We start from the raw sequence: 13,700 nt of genomic DNA on the forward strand, positions 1-13,700 counted from the left end.
CAAATAACTCTTAAAGACCTTCCACATAATCCATAATAGCCTGCGCGGAATTCTTGGAACAACGCACGGCTTCGGCTACGGTTCTGGCCCCGGTGACCACGTCGCCGGAAGCGAAGACGCCGTCTCGGGTAGTGCGGCCTTCCTCATCGGTGATGACCAGCCCGGTCTTGCCGATCTCGATTCCGGTGAGATTGTTGCGCGGGGCCTGACTTACGGCGATAAAGATAGAATCGACCTGCTCCAGTTTTTCGGAACCTTCCACGGTGACCAGCTTGGTCTTGCCGTCTTCTCCAGCCTGCTTTTCTGTGCGAACACAGACAACGCCTTCTTCGGTCAGTTCCACAGGAGAATGATAGAATTTGAAATGCACTCCGTCCAGCTTGGCGTAATCCTGCTCGTACTTGGTGGCGGACATATCTTCCTGACCACGACGATAAAGCACGGTCACTTCTTCTGCTCCCTTGCGCAGAGCGGTGCGAGCCACGTCCATAGCTACGTTCCCGGCCCCGATAACCGCCACTTTCTTACCGAGTTGGTAGACATCAGGATTCTTGAGGTAATTGATGGCGTAATGCACATGCCCGAGGGTTTCCCCCTTAAGCCGCAAGGGGCGCGGGTTCCAGACCCCGGTTCCGATAAAAATAGACTTGTAGCCGTCGCGCAACAAATCGTCGAGGGAGACCACCGGACCGATTAGCATATTGGGACGGATTTTCACGCCCAGCTGCAAAAGCACTTCACGCAATTTCTCAAGGATGTCCTTGGGCAGACGGAATTCCGGGATACCGTATTGCAGGACCCCGCCGATCTTTTCCTCGGATTCAAAGATGGTCACTTCGTATCCCTTGAGGGCGAGGATAAAAGCTACGGTAATCCCGGCCGGACCGGAGCCGACAATAGCTATTCTGGACTTGCGTTTTTCCTTCTTCCGAGGCTGAAACTGAGCCAGATAGTAGCGGGAGATGTAGTTTTCAATGTCGCTACACTGCACCGGAGAACTCTTCCGGCCCAGAATGCAATGCCCTTCACAGAAATTTTCATGGGGGCAGATGAGTGAACAGACCACGGAAAGCGGGTTGTTCTCAAAAAGCATAGCCCCGGCCTCCTGCATTTTGCCGTCTAGCAGGAGTTCGATCATTTTATTAATAGGTGTGCCGAGCGGACAGCCTTTGCTGCAAAGCGGTTTCTTGCATTGCAGGCAACGGGTCGCCTCTTCAATGATGTGTTTTCCCATATGAATGATGTGTGGTTTGGCCCTTGGATGCAAGGGACCTGATTATCTTGAGAGGATTGGAAAGTAGTGCGCGGAGTGAAGCAGATAACAGGGCCGGACCGTTAGGTCCAGCCCCGTGATTCTTATTAACTATATACTTATTTACCGTAGAAAGATTCTTTGAACAGTTCTTTCATCTGCTCAACGCTGATTTCACGCGGGTTGGTGCTGGTGCAAGGGTCTTCGCATGCGCCTTCGGAGATCTTATCGAGGTTGGCAAGGAAGTCGTCTTCATTAACACCGAACTCTTTGAGAGTAGCAGGAATCTGCATCGCCACGTTGAGTTCCTTCACAAAATTAATCAGAGATTCGACCAATTCGTCAGTAGAGGAACCGGAAAGACCGAGTCTCTTGGCGGCGTCCGCGTATTTTTCACCTGCTTTTTCAGCATTGAAGCGGATAGCAGCGGGGAGATAAATGGCATTTGCGCAGCCATGAGGAACTCCGAAAAGATGCCCGGTCTTGTGGGCCATGCTGTGAACAATGCCGAGGATAGCGTTGGAGAAAGACATGCCAGCAAGGCACTGGGAGACATGCATTTTATCGCGTGCTTCCTTGCCACCTTTATAGGAAGCAACCAGTTCGTCCTGAATCATCTCCATGGATTTCATTGCAAGGCAATCGGTCAGTTCATTAGCCATGATGGAAACGTAAGCTTCCAAAGCGTGGGTCAGTGCATCCATACCGGTGTGGGCCACGAGGGATGCGGGCATGGACTGAGCCAGATCGCTATCAACAATCGCCAGATCAGGGGTGATGTTGAAATCGGCGATGGGGAACTTGAGTTCGGTATCATTGTCGGTAATGATAGAAAACGCTGTTACCTCGGTTCCGGTACCACTGGTGGTGGGAACAGCCGCGAAACGTGCTTTCTTGCGCAGTTCAGGCAAATTGAAGGGCTTTGCAGCTTCTTCAAAGGTGAACTCGGGGGTCTCGTAGAAAATCCACATTGCTTTAGCAGCATCAATGGGAGAACCTCCACCCACGCCGATGATCCAGTCCGGCTGGAAATCGTTCATTACTTCAACACCACGACGAACGGTAGCAACGGAAGGGTCAGCCTCAACACCTTCGAACAGGGTGGTTTCGATACCTGCTTCTTTCAGGAAGCCTTCAATCTTATCAAGGGCACCGTTTCTTTTTACAGAACCGCCGCTGATAACGATTACAGCTTTGCTTCCTTTAATATTCTTAAGCTCTTCAATGCTGCCTGCACCAAAGTAAACTTCGCGGGGGATGGTAAATCTTGCCATTTTCATTTTCTCCATTAACTTTTAAAGCAACTCTACTTTCACGAAGAGGCTTCTATTTTAAAATAAATCAAAACTGATTATTTTTTACTTTTGAAATTTTTAATACCAGCCAAACAAAACTACATGCACAAATCAGAAACGTTTCTCTGCATCGGTTGAGAAGCTATAAACACAAAAAATTTTATCCTGTAAAGTACGCACCTTTCAGTATCGTAGTTTACAACTGGTTAGTAGTTCCCATTTGGTAACTACCTGTTAGAATCATTTGAGAACTACACAAAAAACATAAAATCTGGTAAGTTGAAGACTCTGCTTAATTGAAAGCAGTTTTCTGAAAACGCAAAAATCCGCGCGATATTAATTTAAATATTTTTTATTTTTTTGATGACGGCCAAATTTAGCCGCAAGAAATGGAGAGAATCATGCCTGAAGATAGAACTCACAAAGTGAGTTGCAGCAGCTTTACATATGAATTGGAAGTGGCCTTTGAAATCCTTTCCGGCAAATGGGTGCCGCTGATAATCTGGCACCTGGCGGACGGAGAACCCAAAAGATTCGGGGAAATGCGCAGGCTGATGCCCAAAGTGACCCAGAAAATGCTGACCCAGCAACTGCGGGCATTAGAAAAGCACGGCATAGTCAGCCGCAAGGTATATCAGGAAGTGCCCCCGGCAGTGGAATACTCACTCACCGAAATGGGACTGAAGCTGATCCCCATCTTCGAAAGTGTGAATGGTTGGGCCGTGGAGTATTTGGAGAAACGGGACGGGTAAAAATAAAGAAAGGCTGATTTCCTGAAGGAAATCAGCCTTTCTAATAATCAGACTAAATAGTTTTATTTAACAGCTTCAAGCAAAGCTTCTTCGCCGAGACGATCTACCAGACCGCTGATGCGTTCGCGTTTGCGACCATTTTCTTTGTAGAAATCAAGGGCCTTTTCAATCAGTGCGAGGGCTTCATCGCCGCTCAACTTGGTGCCGATTTTTACTCCGGCGCGGACATTACGTGCTGCGCCGCCACCAAAGAGGACATCCCAACCCTTGGGAGTACCCACGAGGCCTATGTCACGGACATTGCTGAATGCACAAACCATTTTACAGCCGGAAACACCGCTTTTGATTTTGAAAGGGTAAGGACCGTTCTGCTTAATGACTTCGAGCAGCTTTTTACCCATGCCGCGGCTGTCCTGCATGCCGTATTTACAGACGCCCACGCCGGTACAGACTCCCACGGTCGGCGGAACTTTATCGACCTTGGTCCCGAGACTGGCAACAACCTCGTCCAGCTTCTCCTTGGGGATGCCTTCCAGATTCAGACGCTGCCCGGTGGTCACCCGCAGAGAGGTCAAATTGAACTTGGCCATGGTTTCCATGACAGTTTTCATCATACCGGGAGTGAACTGGCCCTGAGCCAGAGGAATACGCAGAGCGTAGGTTCCGTCTTTACGCTCAACGGGCATGGCAGTGAGAGATTCAGCAACAATATTATCCATAAAAAGACTCCTTGCATATTTTGTTGAGTATCCATTTACATCAGAGCGTCCGACAGTGCAATGACAGGATGTTAATCAGCAATTAACCTATGAAATAGGTAGTTTTTGATAGGCCTGCTGTGTTAAATATGCTACAGAGAACTAAAGCTAAATTTCAGATAAAGCAGTTAATTACTTACATGCATATTCTTTCGGAAGGAGACGCTTATGATTGAGACAGATTCCCGGATACTGGACTATATCGGTGCCGGAATGCTGATCTTTGTATTTCTGGTTTTGGTCTACGGCATCATCTACATCCATGATATCCCATACAATATCGCCAAAAAACGGAACCACCCCCATCAGGATGCCATCCATGCTGCGGGCTGGGTAAGCCTTTTCACCCTGCATGCCCTCTGGCCCTTCCTCTGGATCTGGGCCATGATCCATAAACCGAATTTGGAAAGCGATGAATCCTTTGTAGAGCACGAAACCGAAGCCGCTCTTACGAAAGAAGTAACTGAACCGGAAGTAAAGCCCGAAGCAAGAGAGGTATAGCCGTGGATATACTTATTGAGTTAACCTACGCGGCTATTGTTTTTGTTGCCTTCAAAGTGCTTAAAATTCCCGTAACCAAATGGACTGTGACCACTGCCGTAGTAGGCGGCCTTTTTGTGGTCGGCGGCATATTCCTGTGCATGGCCTATTACCATCCTTACACACCCAATGCGCGCATTTATTTCCAGACCACGCCAATTGTGCCACAGGTACGGGGCAAAACAATTGAAGTATACGTAAAGCCCAACACACCGCTCAAAGCAGGGGACAAACTTTTCGCCATTGACCCGACGCCCTATCAGGCACGGATGGAAGAAATTAAAGCACAGCTGAAATTTTCCAACCAGCGACTCAAGGAATCGCAGGAACTGGCAAGACATTCAGCTGGCAGCCGGTACGATGTTGAGCAGTACCAGGAAGAAGTGAGCCAGCTGCAAGGCAAACTGGATAAAGCAATATTCAACCTGAACAGCACCGTGGTCGTTGCGCCCACTGACGGCTGGGTTACTATGCTCAGGCTACGCCCCGGCATGATGGCAGTCCCACTGCCTCTGCGCCCGGTGATGACCTTTGTCCATTCCGAAGACCCCATGCTGGTAGCAGCCTTTAAACAAAACCCGCTCCAGAATATCAAGCCCGATTTCAATGCCGAAATAATCTTCCCGGCCATTCCGGGCCGAGCCTTCAAAGGCAAGGTAACCAAAATTCAAGAAGCACTGGCTGAAGGTCAGCTGCAACCTTCCGGCGACCTCCTGAGCGTTTCCACCCATATTCCAGAAGGACGTGTTCCGGTCTTCATCCATATCACCGATGACATGTCCCAATTCAACCTGCCTCTGGGCAGCGCGGCGGCGGTCAGTGTTTACAGTGACAGCATGGAACCGCTGGCCCTGATCAGGCAGGTTCTGCTGCGCATGGTCAGTTGGCGGAACATCATCTGCTTTGAAGCCATCTAGGCTGGAGACATTTATGCCTAACAATTCAAAAATATTGATTTTGACCCTCGTAGCCCTGCTGACACTCTGCGGGTGCAAACGAAATTACTCCCATTCCGAAGCAACTGCCGGGGCAAACGGCACCAAGACAGCCACCCCGTCTGATTGGGCCGCTTCCGTTATTGATAGCGGCACAGTCAAAGATGGCTGGATTCACGATTTCAAGGATGCGCAGCTCGATGCGCTAGTGGCCGAAGCCATGAAAAACAACCCCGACTTGCAGGCATCCTCCGCTAAGGTAGATCAGGCCAACGCACTTGCCAAACAGGCCGGAGCGGCCCTGTTGCCTACTGTCGGACTGGGCGGACAACTTGCCGGAACCACCGCAGGCGGCACCGCCAGACCGCAAGGCGCGGGACTGGGTATTTCATGGGAAGCAGACGTCTGGGGCAGGCTCGGACTTGGCGAGCGATCCGCCGAGGAATCAGCCAAGGCAGTTCAAGCTGATTATGAATTCGGCCGCCAGTCACTTGCCGCAGCCACGGCCCGCAACTGGTTTCTGCTTAATGAAATCGAGGTACAACAGGATTTTTTGAAATCAATTGTCGATATTCTAAATAAAATGAATGACATTGAAGAACGCAAACAAAAAGTCGGCAAGGTTTCCATGCTGGAAGTTCATCAGGTTCATGCTCAACTGGCTTCAGCACAAGACGCAGTAGCTCAGGCCGAACTTGCGAAGCAGGAAGCCGCGCGCAGCCTTGAAACCCTCATCGGTCGCTATCCTTCCAACAAACTAAAAGGCGAAGACAAACTAATTGCTACTCCGCCCGCTATCCCGGTGGGGCAGCCTTCAGCTATCCTTGAAAGAAGGCCGGACCTCATTGCAGCTGAAGATCGTGTAGCGGCTGCTTTTTATGCCGAAAAAGGAGCCGAACTCTTACATCTGCCCCGCTTTACCTTCGGGGCCGGGGCCGGACTCAACGCTCTGGGTGACGCCATTTCTGGACTGACCGCAGGCCTTTTTGCCCCGCTCTACACAGGCAGCGAAATTGAAGCGGAAATCGAACAGGCTACGGCTGCACAAAAGGAGGCCATTGCCAATTATGCTTCCATGGCCCTGAACGCTTTCAAAGAAGTGGAAAACGGACTAGCCGGGGAAAAGCTTCTCAAAGAGCGCGAAGAGTACCTTGCTCAAGCCACGGCAGATAACAAAGAAACATTTGAGCTGGCCCAAATTCAATACAAAGTCGGCAAGATAGACCTTTTTGAACTACTCAGCCACCAGACCCGCTGGATCGGTTCTGAAATATCCCTGCTGAATATCAGGCGCGAGCGACTGGATAACAGGATAAACCTACATCTGGCTCTTGGCGGAAGTTTCGAATAACTCACAAATTAAGGCAGGATCGTGAGTAGTCATGGTCCTCCTTTCTTTTTTTACACAAATTAAGTACTAATACACGATGAAGCAAACCCTCATTCTAATAATACTTCTGACCATTGCCACAACAACTTCAAGTATTGCACAGGAAGTCATTATTCCGGTCAACCATTACCCTCCATGGAAAATAATAGACAAACAGAACCACATCAGCGGCATAAACATCGAAATAACAAACCTTCTCCTCAGCCGGATAGGCCTTAAAGGAACTTACATCAAGCGACCATGGAAAAGATGCCAACTTATGATGAAGCAAGGAAATGCGGATATTATGAGCGGCCTGCTAAAACATCCAGCGCGGGAAAAACACATGTTTTTCCTTGATCCGCCGTACAAAACCAAGAGTTCTAAAGCCTTTTATGTGCTCAAAGGCAGGGCTCACAGCATTAAATCGTATGACGATCTTGACTCATTGAACATCGGGATAACGCTGGGAACAAAATTTTTCCCGCAATTTGATAACGACACGAAGTTACATAAGGATATAGCCAAAGACGCCACAACCAATTTTCTAAAATTAATTGCAGGACGCACCGACACATTCATTCTCACGGAAACAGTCGGTGACTACCTGATGTATAAACACGGATTTCAAGACCGGGTTGAAAAAGCTGATTACTCTTATTCCCTGCCACTTCCCGTATACTTTGCGGTATCTAAAAAATCTCCACTGGCCAAACGTGTCCCGGAACTTAACGCAGCCCTGAAGGAAATGGTTGAATCCGGGGAAGTGAAAAAAACAATAGACCGTTTCCTGACCAACCTTAACTAAGACTTACTACACCCGATAGGCAATCAGTTCCTTGGAGAATCCCAGTACCTTATTATAAGTAACTCCGTGTGCATGAGGAAAAAGGTTATGCATCTGTGCTTCATCAAGCAGGTTGAAATCCGGGGAAGTGGCCTTAATCCAATATTTTGAAATCATCTTCAGCCTTGCTACGTGCAACGCCCTTGATCTCGGATAAGCATAAAATGCAGGCAGCCACGAATGCGACTCCAACGGAAAATCAATGCACGGGGTCTGCACAAAATACTTTTTAGCCACCCGCTCTATATTAGCCGCAAAATCCTTCTGCACTTCAAAAGCCTTTTCATAAAAATCGTCCGCCGTATAATCCCAAATTTCCGACTTAGGTAAAGTCACGTGTTCAATCACGCTATTACAAAAAATTGTATCAAACTGGTCATCAACCATATGCTCAAAACCATTATCACTCAGTTGATATATTTCAAAGCCTCTGCTCTCGGCCTTGAGCAGGTCTGGTGAAGAAATATCTGCGATAATTACCCGCAAACCATGCTTTTGCACCAAATCTAAATTGTCATAAAAAAAAACCCCACTTCCCCCGCCAAGATCAAGGACGACCTTGCCCGGCTCCGGTTTGACCAGATCAAGAAACTGGATAAACCGTTTTCTTTTCCAGCCTCTGGAAATACGCTGGTAAAATTTTGATGCATTGCTGCGCACTATTTTCTTGAATCCACTCATCATCGAACCTGCTGTTTAAACTAGACTACTTTCAAGATACACTGCTGAAAGCTTGCCCCATTTATAATGGAAAAGCCAGAATTGATAAATTTTGTGCCGTTTCAACAGCAGAGCAGGTTTGGTTGACTTGCATGGACATGGATGGAATGTCAGACTTCTATTCAAAAGGAGAAACGGAATGCGTATTTATATGGGCTTTGATGATACTGATGATAAAGACGCCACAATAGGAACCGGACGTTTGGTTCGTGAATTCGTATACGGGCTGGATAACGATTGCCACGTAATCGGTGTTGTCCGCCACCAGCTTCCCAGACTGGAAAATATTCCGTACACCTCCAACAACAGCTCGGCCTGTGCCATCATTGAAATATCCCCGGACAGCAACCTTGATTACCTGCGAACACAAGCCACCGAACACCTGCATAAATACTGCGCCCCCGGAAGTGATCCCGGACTATGCATTGCCCGTGAGGACGAGGTAAACAGTGAAATTCTGGAATTCTCCAAAAGCGTCACCGGACGCAGGCAGACCCAGAAAGGTGCCATGCACGCGGCCCGCAACATTGAGCTATACGGACTGGGAGGCACTAACGACGGAATCATCGGAGCCACCGCCGCCATAGGGCTGACTGCTTACGGCTGGTGCGGGCGTTTCATTGAATACGGCCGACTGCGCGAACTCGGCTCAAACTTACATGTTCAGGACCTGCATGAAGCCGGAATCGACGTAATCTCCACAGACCGCGACCCGCTGGTCCCCCTGTCCGGCGATGAAATCCGTAATGCCACATGGATCAGGCCCTCACTCTGGGGCGGACGTCCTGTATTACAGGTCAAGCGTGTGGATTATGGAATATGGGAACCCGCCCACGGCAAGCGCAAGAAAGGACACAACCCCCAGCCGGATTCCAATAACCGGGCTACTGTCGCGCCCACAAATTCACAGATGTGAATTTGATATAAATAATATACGGTATCTTTTTTCTCAATGCGCTACTGTCCTGCCCTGTAGCGGGCAATAAAACTCTCCAGCGCGTCACGCTGACGCTCCATGTGGATTATCCACGCTTCCAGTATTTCCAACCCTTCCGGAGTGACGGAGTAGACCCGCTTTGCCGGACCGTCACCCTCAGAATCCCACTTTGACTCCACCAGCCCCTCCTCGTCCATCTGCCGCAGATGGCGATAGATCATTCCGGGGGGGGCTTCACCGCGCAGAAAACCATACCCTCCGATGGTTTGAATCAATTCATAACCATACGAAGTTCCTGACCTTAAAGCCATCAAGAGCGATGGCTGTATATACCTTTGGGGCTTGCCCCCGCCTGCTTTTTTTGACATTTCTCACCTGTTCTTCTTGACTATATGTTCTTAGAGGATATATATCTATTATAGACGAATATCCGTAAAGACACAACAAACCGCAGAGGAGGCTTTATGAAAATTTTCGTAAGGGAAAGAGTTAAGGCCACAGATGGCGACAAGAGACCCCGTTACCGCGTAGTCGGCGTACAGGGAGAAGGTCTGACCATGAAGGTCAAGCGCATCCGTAAGTGTGAGCTTAAGGAAATTGCCAAGCACACCGGAGCTGAAATCGTTTATCTGGAACGTGACGGCAAAGGAAGCGAAGGCAAGAGAAGCTAAAAAAAACGGGGAGCAGTAATGAAACTGTTCCCCGTTTTTAAGTTATACAGATTTAAAACCAATAGGGATTCCAAAGGGGCTTAGTCCCTTTGCCCGTCGGAGACGCAATCACCTATCAAAACGCGAAGCGTATCAAAAATTAATCTTTATAAACAATGGTTCCGACATGTTCACCGCGCAATGCGGCATGTACGGATTCAGGATCACGCAGCACATCGATAATCTGGAACTGCTTGAGGGTCTTGGCATTCTTAAGGAAAGTCAGCACTGCCCGCTCAACGATCAGGTCATCAAGGTCCATTTCAATCAGCTCATCCACGTGAATACGATCGTAGAACTTAAGGGTTTCGCGATCCTTGGCTTTCTTGGGATCGTCCTCATAAAGTCCCTTTTCGTCCTTCAGGTAGATGACTGACTTGGCGCCGATATTTTCCGCCAGCAGGAATGCACCTGAATCAGTGCGGTGGGGAGGAATGGAACCAACTTCCGCCGGATGCTCAAAGAATCCGTAAGGCGGAATCCCGGTAGTGATGGGCAGGTAACCGAGCTGGCAATACATATTCAGCTGCTCCAGATGGTCACCATGACCAATCTTTACCCCGCCATGCTTGGCAAGCAGCACGGAAAGCATCTCGGCATTCTGCCATGAGACCTTATCACCAAGCTTGGAAAGAACGCCGGTAGGCATGCCCAGATCAACGCCGATATTGTAGACGTGACGGGCGCGGGTACCACCTCCGGTCATAAGCAGGATTTTGTGATCCTCCTTAGCCTTGACCAACTCATCAAGGATGGGCAGCAACGCATTGGCACCACGGTCCATAATGGACTGCCCGCCGATCTTGAGTATGTTCACATCCGGTTGCATATGAAAATATTCATCAGCCTCGGTATTGCGCAAACAATCCTTACCCACCAAAGATTCACCCAGCAGCTTCGTTTCTATATGCAAACGGCCCTTTTCACCTTCTTCTTTAACTAACTTACCCATAAGAACCTCCGTTTTAGCAGTATCGTCATCCTTGTGAATTTCGGGATGACCAAGTGTAAACCATTCACAGTTATTGTGACACCTTAATTCTTGAAAAAATAATACTCAACAGAATCCCGGCCCCGAAGGCCCATGCCAGATTTGAAGCAAGGGTAATAATCAACATAAGCACAATCACGGCCTGAGCGGACCTTGCGGTCATATCCCGCATGGCCAACACCAACTGCACACCGGCAAAAACAAGCAGCACACCAAGCACCCCCATAGGGATAAGCTGCAAAACTTTAACTGACTGCGCTCCGAAACCGATTGCCAGCACCACAAATAAAACTCCAATAATAAGATTGGAACCGCAGGTCCGTGCCCCGAAACGGTAATGGGCTGCCAATCCCCCTGCTCCATGACAGAGCGGCATACCGCCCACCAGAGCGGCAAAACCGTTAGCAATGCCCATGCTGATGCACAAAGCCCGATCCGTTACCCTGCGACTTTCATCACCGAAATATTCATGACTCAAATCACGGTTGGCAATGACCGCATTCCCCAAAGTCATGGGAATCTGGGGCAACACCAAAGCAAGCAAGGCAAAAGAAAAATCATCCGCAGTAGGAAACCCAAAAGGCATAAACTGCGGCAGATGGAATCCGAAACTGAGATCAGCCAATCCCTGCCATGCTCCGAGCAAACCTCCGACAAAAGCACCGCAGCCCACGACCACCAGCCCGGCAGGTATCCGTTTGTTATTGATCAACTTCAGGGTGACTATTCCGAAAATGACTCCGAACACAGCACTGAGCGGAAGCGGTCCCAGAGACTGAAAGGCCAGAAACGGTTCAACCTTACCTTGCGCAGCCTGCAATGTGCTGGTCCCGACGGCAAGAAAAACACCTTTCAAAAGCAGCAACATCCCGGTGGATACCTGTACCCCGCGAATAACAGGCAGTGGAATTAATTGAGCAGCCCGCTTAACCAGCCCACTGGCACCGAGAAAAAACATGAGCAAGGCAATAATATACCCGGACCCGGTAATCACCGTAGGACTAAGCGACTGGGCGATGGCATAGGCCGAAACAACCTTCATGGGCTGCACAGCAATAGGCACACGGTAATACATCCCACCGATAAGATAAAATAACCCCACTGAAAGAAACAGCCCGGTGGCTGAAAGCCCGTTGACCATGATCATGGCAAAGGCGAGTGGCAATAAAGCCCCAAGATCACCAACCGCTCCGGCCCATTCCATTCTGTTGAAACTTATACGCACTGTAACTCCTGTATTCATGTCCACTGATTAACTATTACTGCATTATGTAATAGATTCACAACGATTTTAAAAGCTGACAGTCCGGATATAATTACATTCTTGCACTTTTTTACGTGTACCGACCATAAAAAGCTCCCGAACGGCTTTACGCCGACCGGGAGCAGTTACTTTGAGACTACTTATAGACCTAATCTTCGAAGGCCATATCAACTTTCCATTCTTCCCAAACCTTGCCTACGAGATCCGGGCCGGGTTTCAGGACTTTCTTACCGGGTTTCCAGCCGGAGGGGCAAACCTCGGCAGCACCGGTTTTCCTTACATGCTGATATGCCTGAATCTGACGCAGGGTTTCAGAAACATTACGTCCTACAGGCGGGGTTAACACTTCGTAACCGACGATGACACCGTCAGGATCTATGAGAAAACGACCGCGGATATCCACGCCGCCATCCTCATCGTACACGCCGTACATCTGGCCCACCTTACCACCACCATCAGAAAGCATGGGGAAGGGAACCTTGCCTGCAGTTATCATTTTGGAAAGCTCATCCTGTTCCCACATTTTATGGACAAACATGCTGTCGGTGCTCATGGACATAACCTGAACGCCAAAAGCTTCAAACTCGGAATGTTTTTCGGCGACCGCCGAAATCTCAGTAGCTCAGACAAAGGTAAAATCACCGGGATAGAAACAAAGCACTACCCACTGACCCAGATAATCAGAAAGTTTAACTTCTTTAAATCCGCCATCCTGATAAGCACCTGCGGTGAAATCAGGAGCTTTCTGCCCAGCTTTAATCATGATTCCTGCTCCTTTGGTGGTTTCGGAGGTTACATTTTCCACTTCAGGCTGCGCCTTTTCGGCTTTTTGGCCGACAGGTTTTGAGCAGCCAGCTTGTGCATTACTCATATTAAATTCCTCCAATTGTTCTTAAGCTCCTTTGTATCACCTCTCACTATCAGTAGGAAGTACTTTTATCAAAAAAACTGATACCCAAAAAAATATATCACTGAGCATAAAAAAAGGGTTGCCCTGATCAGGACAACCCTTTGCTTTTACTAACAGACAACATCTACCACGGCATGGGATCGAGCAGAATAACATCATCTGAATAATCATATTGGTCGAATTGCTCCGAAAACCAATCGAAAAACTCAAAGTAAGGAAAAATTATACGCCCGGCTTCAACCTTATCCAAAGCCTTCTCGCCCTCGATATCAATCTCCTTGGAATCAAGGGCCATAATGGGCACCAAATCAACAGGACAAACATAGGCCACTTTGCCGACTACATAGTATCGGATATCATATTTTTTGAAAGTAACCTTCTTCACTTCACTCATACTAATAAACACCTCACGCTTGATCT

16 protein-coding genes are annotated in these 13,700 nt (G+C 48.6%); 7 read left to right on the top strand and 9 right to left on the bottom strand.

The features are described 5' to 3' along the window. Window positions 1–10 precede the first annotated feature (10 nt). On the bottom strand, window positions 11–1,234 hold the full coding sequence (locus D0S45_03330; GenBank protein ID TIH19226.1) for an NAD(P)-dependent oxidoreductase: 1,224 nt from the start codon (window positions 1,232–1,234) through the stop codon (window positions 11–13). 137 nt (window positions 1,235–1,371) lie between these two features. Continuing rightward, window positions 1,372–2,526: an iron-containing alcohol dehydrogenase gene (locus D0S45_03335; protein TIH19227.1), complete on the bottom strand. Its 1,155-nt coding sequence runs from the start codon at window positions 2,524–2,526 to the stop codon at window positions 1,372–1,374. 422 nt (window positions 2,527–2,948) lie between these two features. Here D0S45_03335 and D0S45_03340 point away from each other — a divergent pair, with 422 nt between their 5' ends. After that, window positions 2,949–3,299 (top strand): transcriptional regulator, encoded by a 351-nt coding sequence (locus D0S45_03340; GenBank protein ID TIH19228.1) that lies wholly within the window; start codon window positions 2,949–2,951, stop codon window positions 3,297–3,299. 62 nt (window positions 3,300–3,361) lie between these two features. On the opposite strand, the gene D0S45_03345 is transcribed toward D0S45_03340, so the two are convergent. Beyond that, entirely contained in the window at window positions 3,362–4,018 is a 657-nt protein-coding gene (locus D0S45_03345; protein ID TIH19229.1) for a nitrite reductase, read from the bottom strand. A gap of 207 nt (window positions 4,019–4,225) precedes the next feature. Between D0S45_03345 and D0S45_03350 the strand changes: the two genes are divergently transcribed. The 4 genes from D0S45_03350 to D0S45_03365 all read left to right on the top strand — a co-directional run bounded on the left by D0S45_03350 (window position 4,226) and on the right by D0S45_03365 (window position 7,709). Further along, window positions 4,226–4,558: a DUF3302 domain-containing protein gene (locus tag D0S45_03350; GenBank protein ID TIH19230.1), complete on the top strand. Its 333-nt coding sequence runs from the start codon at window positions 4,226–4,228 to the stop codon at window positions 4,556–4,558. 2 nt (window positions 4,559–4,560) lie between these two features. Beyond that, window positions 4,561–5,514 carry an HlyD family secretion protein gene (locus D0S45_03355; protein ID TIH19231.1) on the top strand — a complete coding sequence of 318 codons (954 nt, stop codon included), beginning with the start codon at window positions 4,561–4,563 and terminating at the stop codon, window positions 5,512–5,514. A gap of 13 nt (window positions 5,515–5,527) precedes the next feature. Beyond that, window positions 5,528–6,883 carry a TolC family protein gene (locus D0S45_03360; protein TIH19232.1) on the top strand — a complete coding sequence of 452 codons (1,356 nt, stop codon included), beginning with the start codon at window positions 5,528–5,530 and terminating at the stop codon, window positions 6,881–6,883. A gap of 76 nt (window positions 6,884–6,959) precedes the next feature. Further along, complete coding sequence (locus D0S45_03365; GenBank protein ID TIH19233.1) at window positions 6,960–7,709, top strand: hypothetical protein; 750 nt, start codon at window positions 6,960–6,962, stop codon at window positions 7,707–7,709. Window positions 7,710–7,715: 6 nt separating this feature from the next. Here D0S45_03365 and D0S45_03370 read toward each other — a convergent pair whose 3' ends face one another. Beyond that, window positions 7,716–8,432, bottom strand: a complete 717-nt coding sequence (locus D0S45_03370) for a class I SAM-dependent methyltransferase (GenBank protein TIH19234.1) — start codon at window positions 8,430–8,432, stop codon at window positions 7,716–7,718. A 175-nt stretch (window positions 8,433–8,607) separates the two neighbouring features. Between D0S45_03370 and D0S45_03375 the strand changes: the two genes are divergently transcribed. Beyond that, window positions 8,608–9,384, top strand: coding sequence for a hypothetical protein (locus D0S45_03375; GenBank protein ID TIH19235.1), 777 nt, complete (start codon window positions 8,608–8,610; stop codon window positions 9,382–9,384). A 41-nt stretch (window positions 9,385–9,425) separates the two neighbouring features. Here D0S45_03375 and D0S45_03380 read toward each other — a convergent pair whose 3' ends face one another. Beyond that, window positions 9,426–9,773 (bottom strand): PadR family transcriptional regulator, encoded by a 348-nt coding sequence (locus D0S45_03380; GenBank protein ID TIH19236.1) that lies wholly within the window; start codon window positions 9,771–9,773, stop codon window positions 9,426–9,428. A 96-nt stretch (window positions 9,774–9,869) separates the two neighbouring features. On the opposite strand from D0S45_03380, the gene D0S45_03385 reads away from it, so the two are divergent. Further along, window positions 9,870–10,076 carry a hypothetical protein gene (locus D0S45_03385; protein ID TIH19237.1) on the top strand — a complete coding sequence of 69 codons (207 nt, stop codon included), beginning with the start codon at window positions 9,870–9,872 and terminating at the stop codon, window positions 10,074–10,076. Window positions 10,077–10,215: 139 nt separating this feature from the next. Here D0S45_03385 and D0S45_03390 read toward each other — a convergent pair whose 3' ends face one another. The 4 genes from D0S45_03390 to D0S45_03405 all read right to left on the bottom strand — a co-directional run bounded on the left by D0S45_03390 (window position 10,216) and on the right by D0S45_03405 (window position 13,680). Then, window positions 10,216–11,067 carry a uridine kinase gene (locus tag D0S45_03390; protein ID TIH19238.1) on the bottom strand — a complete coding sequence of 284 codons (852 nt, stop codon included), beginning with the start codon at window positions 11,065–11,067 and terminating at the stop codon, window positions 10,216–10,218. 70 nt (window positions 11,068–11,137) lie between these two features. Continuing rightward, on the bottom strand, window positions 11,138–12,331 hold the full coding sequence (locus D0S45_03395; GenBank protein ID TIH19239.1) for a sulfate permease: 1,194 nt from the start codon (window positions 12,329–12,331) through the stop codon (window positions 11,138–11,140). 187 nt (window positions 12,332–12,518) lie between these two features. After that, complete coding sequence (locus D0S45_03400) at window positions 12,519–13,241, bottom strand: peroxiredoxin (protein TIH19240.1); 723 nt, start codon at window positions 13,239–13,241, stop codon at window positions 12,519–12,521. Window positions 13,242–13,404: 163 nt separating this feature from the next. Then, the gene (locus D0S45_03405) at window positions 13,405–13,680 is read right to left on the bottom strand and encodes a hypothetical protein (GenBank protein TIH19371.1); all 276 of its coding nucleotides are present in this window, start codon (window positions 13,678–13,680) and stop codon (window positions 13,405–13,407) included. Window positions 13,681–13,700 lie beyond the last annotated feature (20 nt).

This window comes from Marinifilum sp. JC120 (assembly GCA_004923195.1).
Classification (GTDB): domain Bacteria; phylum Desulfobacterota; class Desulfovibrionia; order Desulfovibrionales; family Desulfovibrionaceae; genus Maridesulfovibrio.

Coding starts and splice junctions, on each gene's coding strand:
- D0S45_03375 (TIH19235.1), top strand. CDS start 8,608: ATGCGTATTTATATGGGCTTTGATGATACTGATGATAAAGACGCCACA.
- D0S45_03335 (TIH19227.1), bottom strand. CDS start 2,526: ATGGCAAGATTTACCATCCCCCGCGAAGTTTACTTTGGTGCAGGCAGC.
- D0S45_03370 (TIH19234.1), bottom strand. CDS start 8,432: ATGATGAGTGGATTCAAGAAAATAGTGCGCAGCAATGCATCAAAATTT.
- D0S45_03345 (TIH19229.1), bottom strand. CDS start 4,018: ATGGATAATATTGTTGCTGAATCTCTCACTGCCATGCCCGTTGAGCGT.
- D0S45_03330 (TIH19226.1), bottom strand. CDS start 1,234: ATGGGAAAACACATCATTGAAGAGGCGACCCGTTGCCTGCAATGCAAG.
- D0S45_03365 (TIH19233.1), top strand. CDS start 6,960: ATGAAGCAAACCCTCATTCTAATAATACTTCTGACCATTGCCACAACA.
- D0S45_03350 (TIH19230.1), top strand. CDS start 4,226: ATGATTGAGACAGATTCCCGGATACTGGACTATATCGGTGCCGGAATG.
- D0S45_03390 (TIH19238.1), bottom strand. CDS start 11,067: ATGGGTAAGTTAGTTAAAGAAGAAGGTGAAAAGGGCCGTTTGCATATA.
- D0S45_03360 (TIH19232.1), top strand. CDS start 5,528: ATGCCTAACAATTCAAAAATATTGATTTTGACCCTCGTAGCCCTGCTG.
- D0S45_03380 (TIH19236.1), bottom strand. CDS start 9,773: ATGTCAAAAAAAGCAGGCGGGGGCAAGCCCCAAAGGTATATACAGCCA.
- D0S45_03385 (TIH19237.1), top strand. CDS start 9,870: ATGAAAATTTTCGTAAGGGAAAGAGTTAAGGCCACAGATGGCGACAAG.
- D0S45_03340 (TIH19228.1), top strand. CDS start 2,949: ATGCCTGAAGATAGAACTCACAAAGTGAGTTGCAGCAGCTTTACATAT.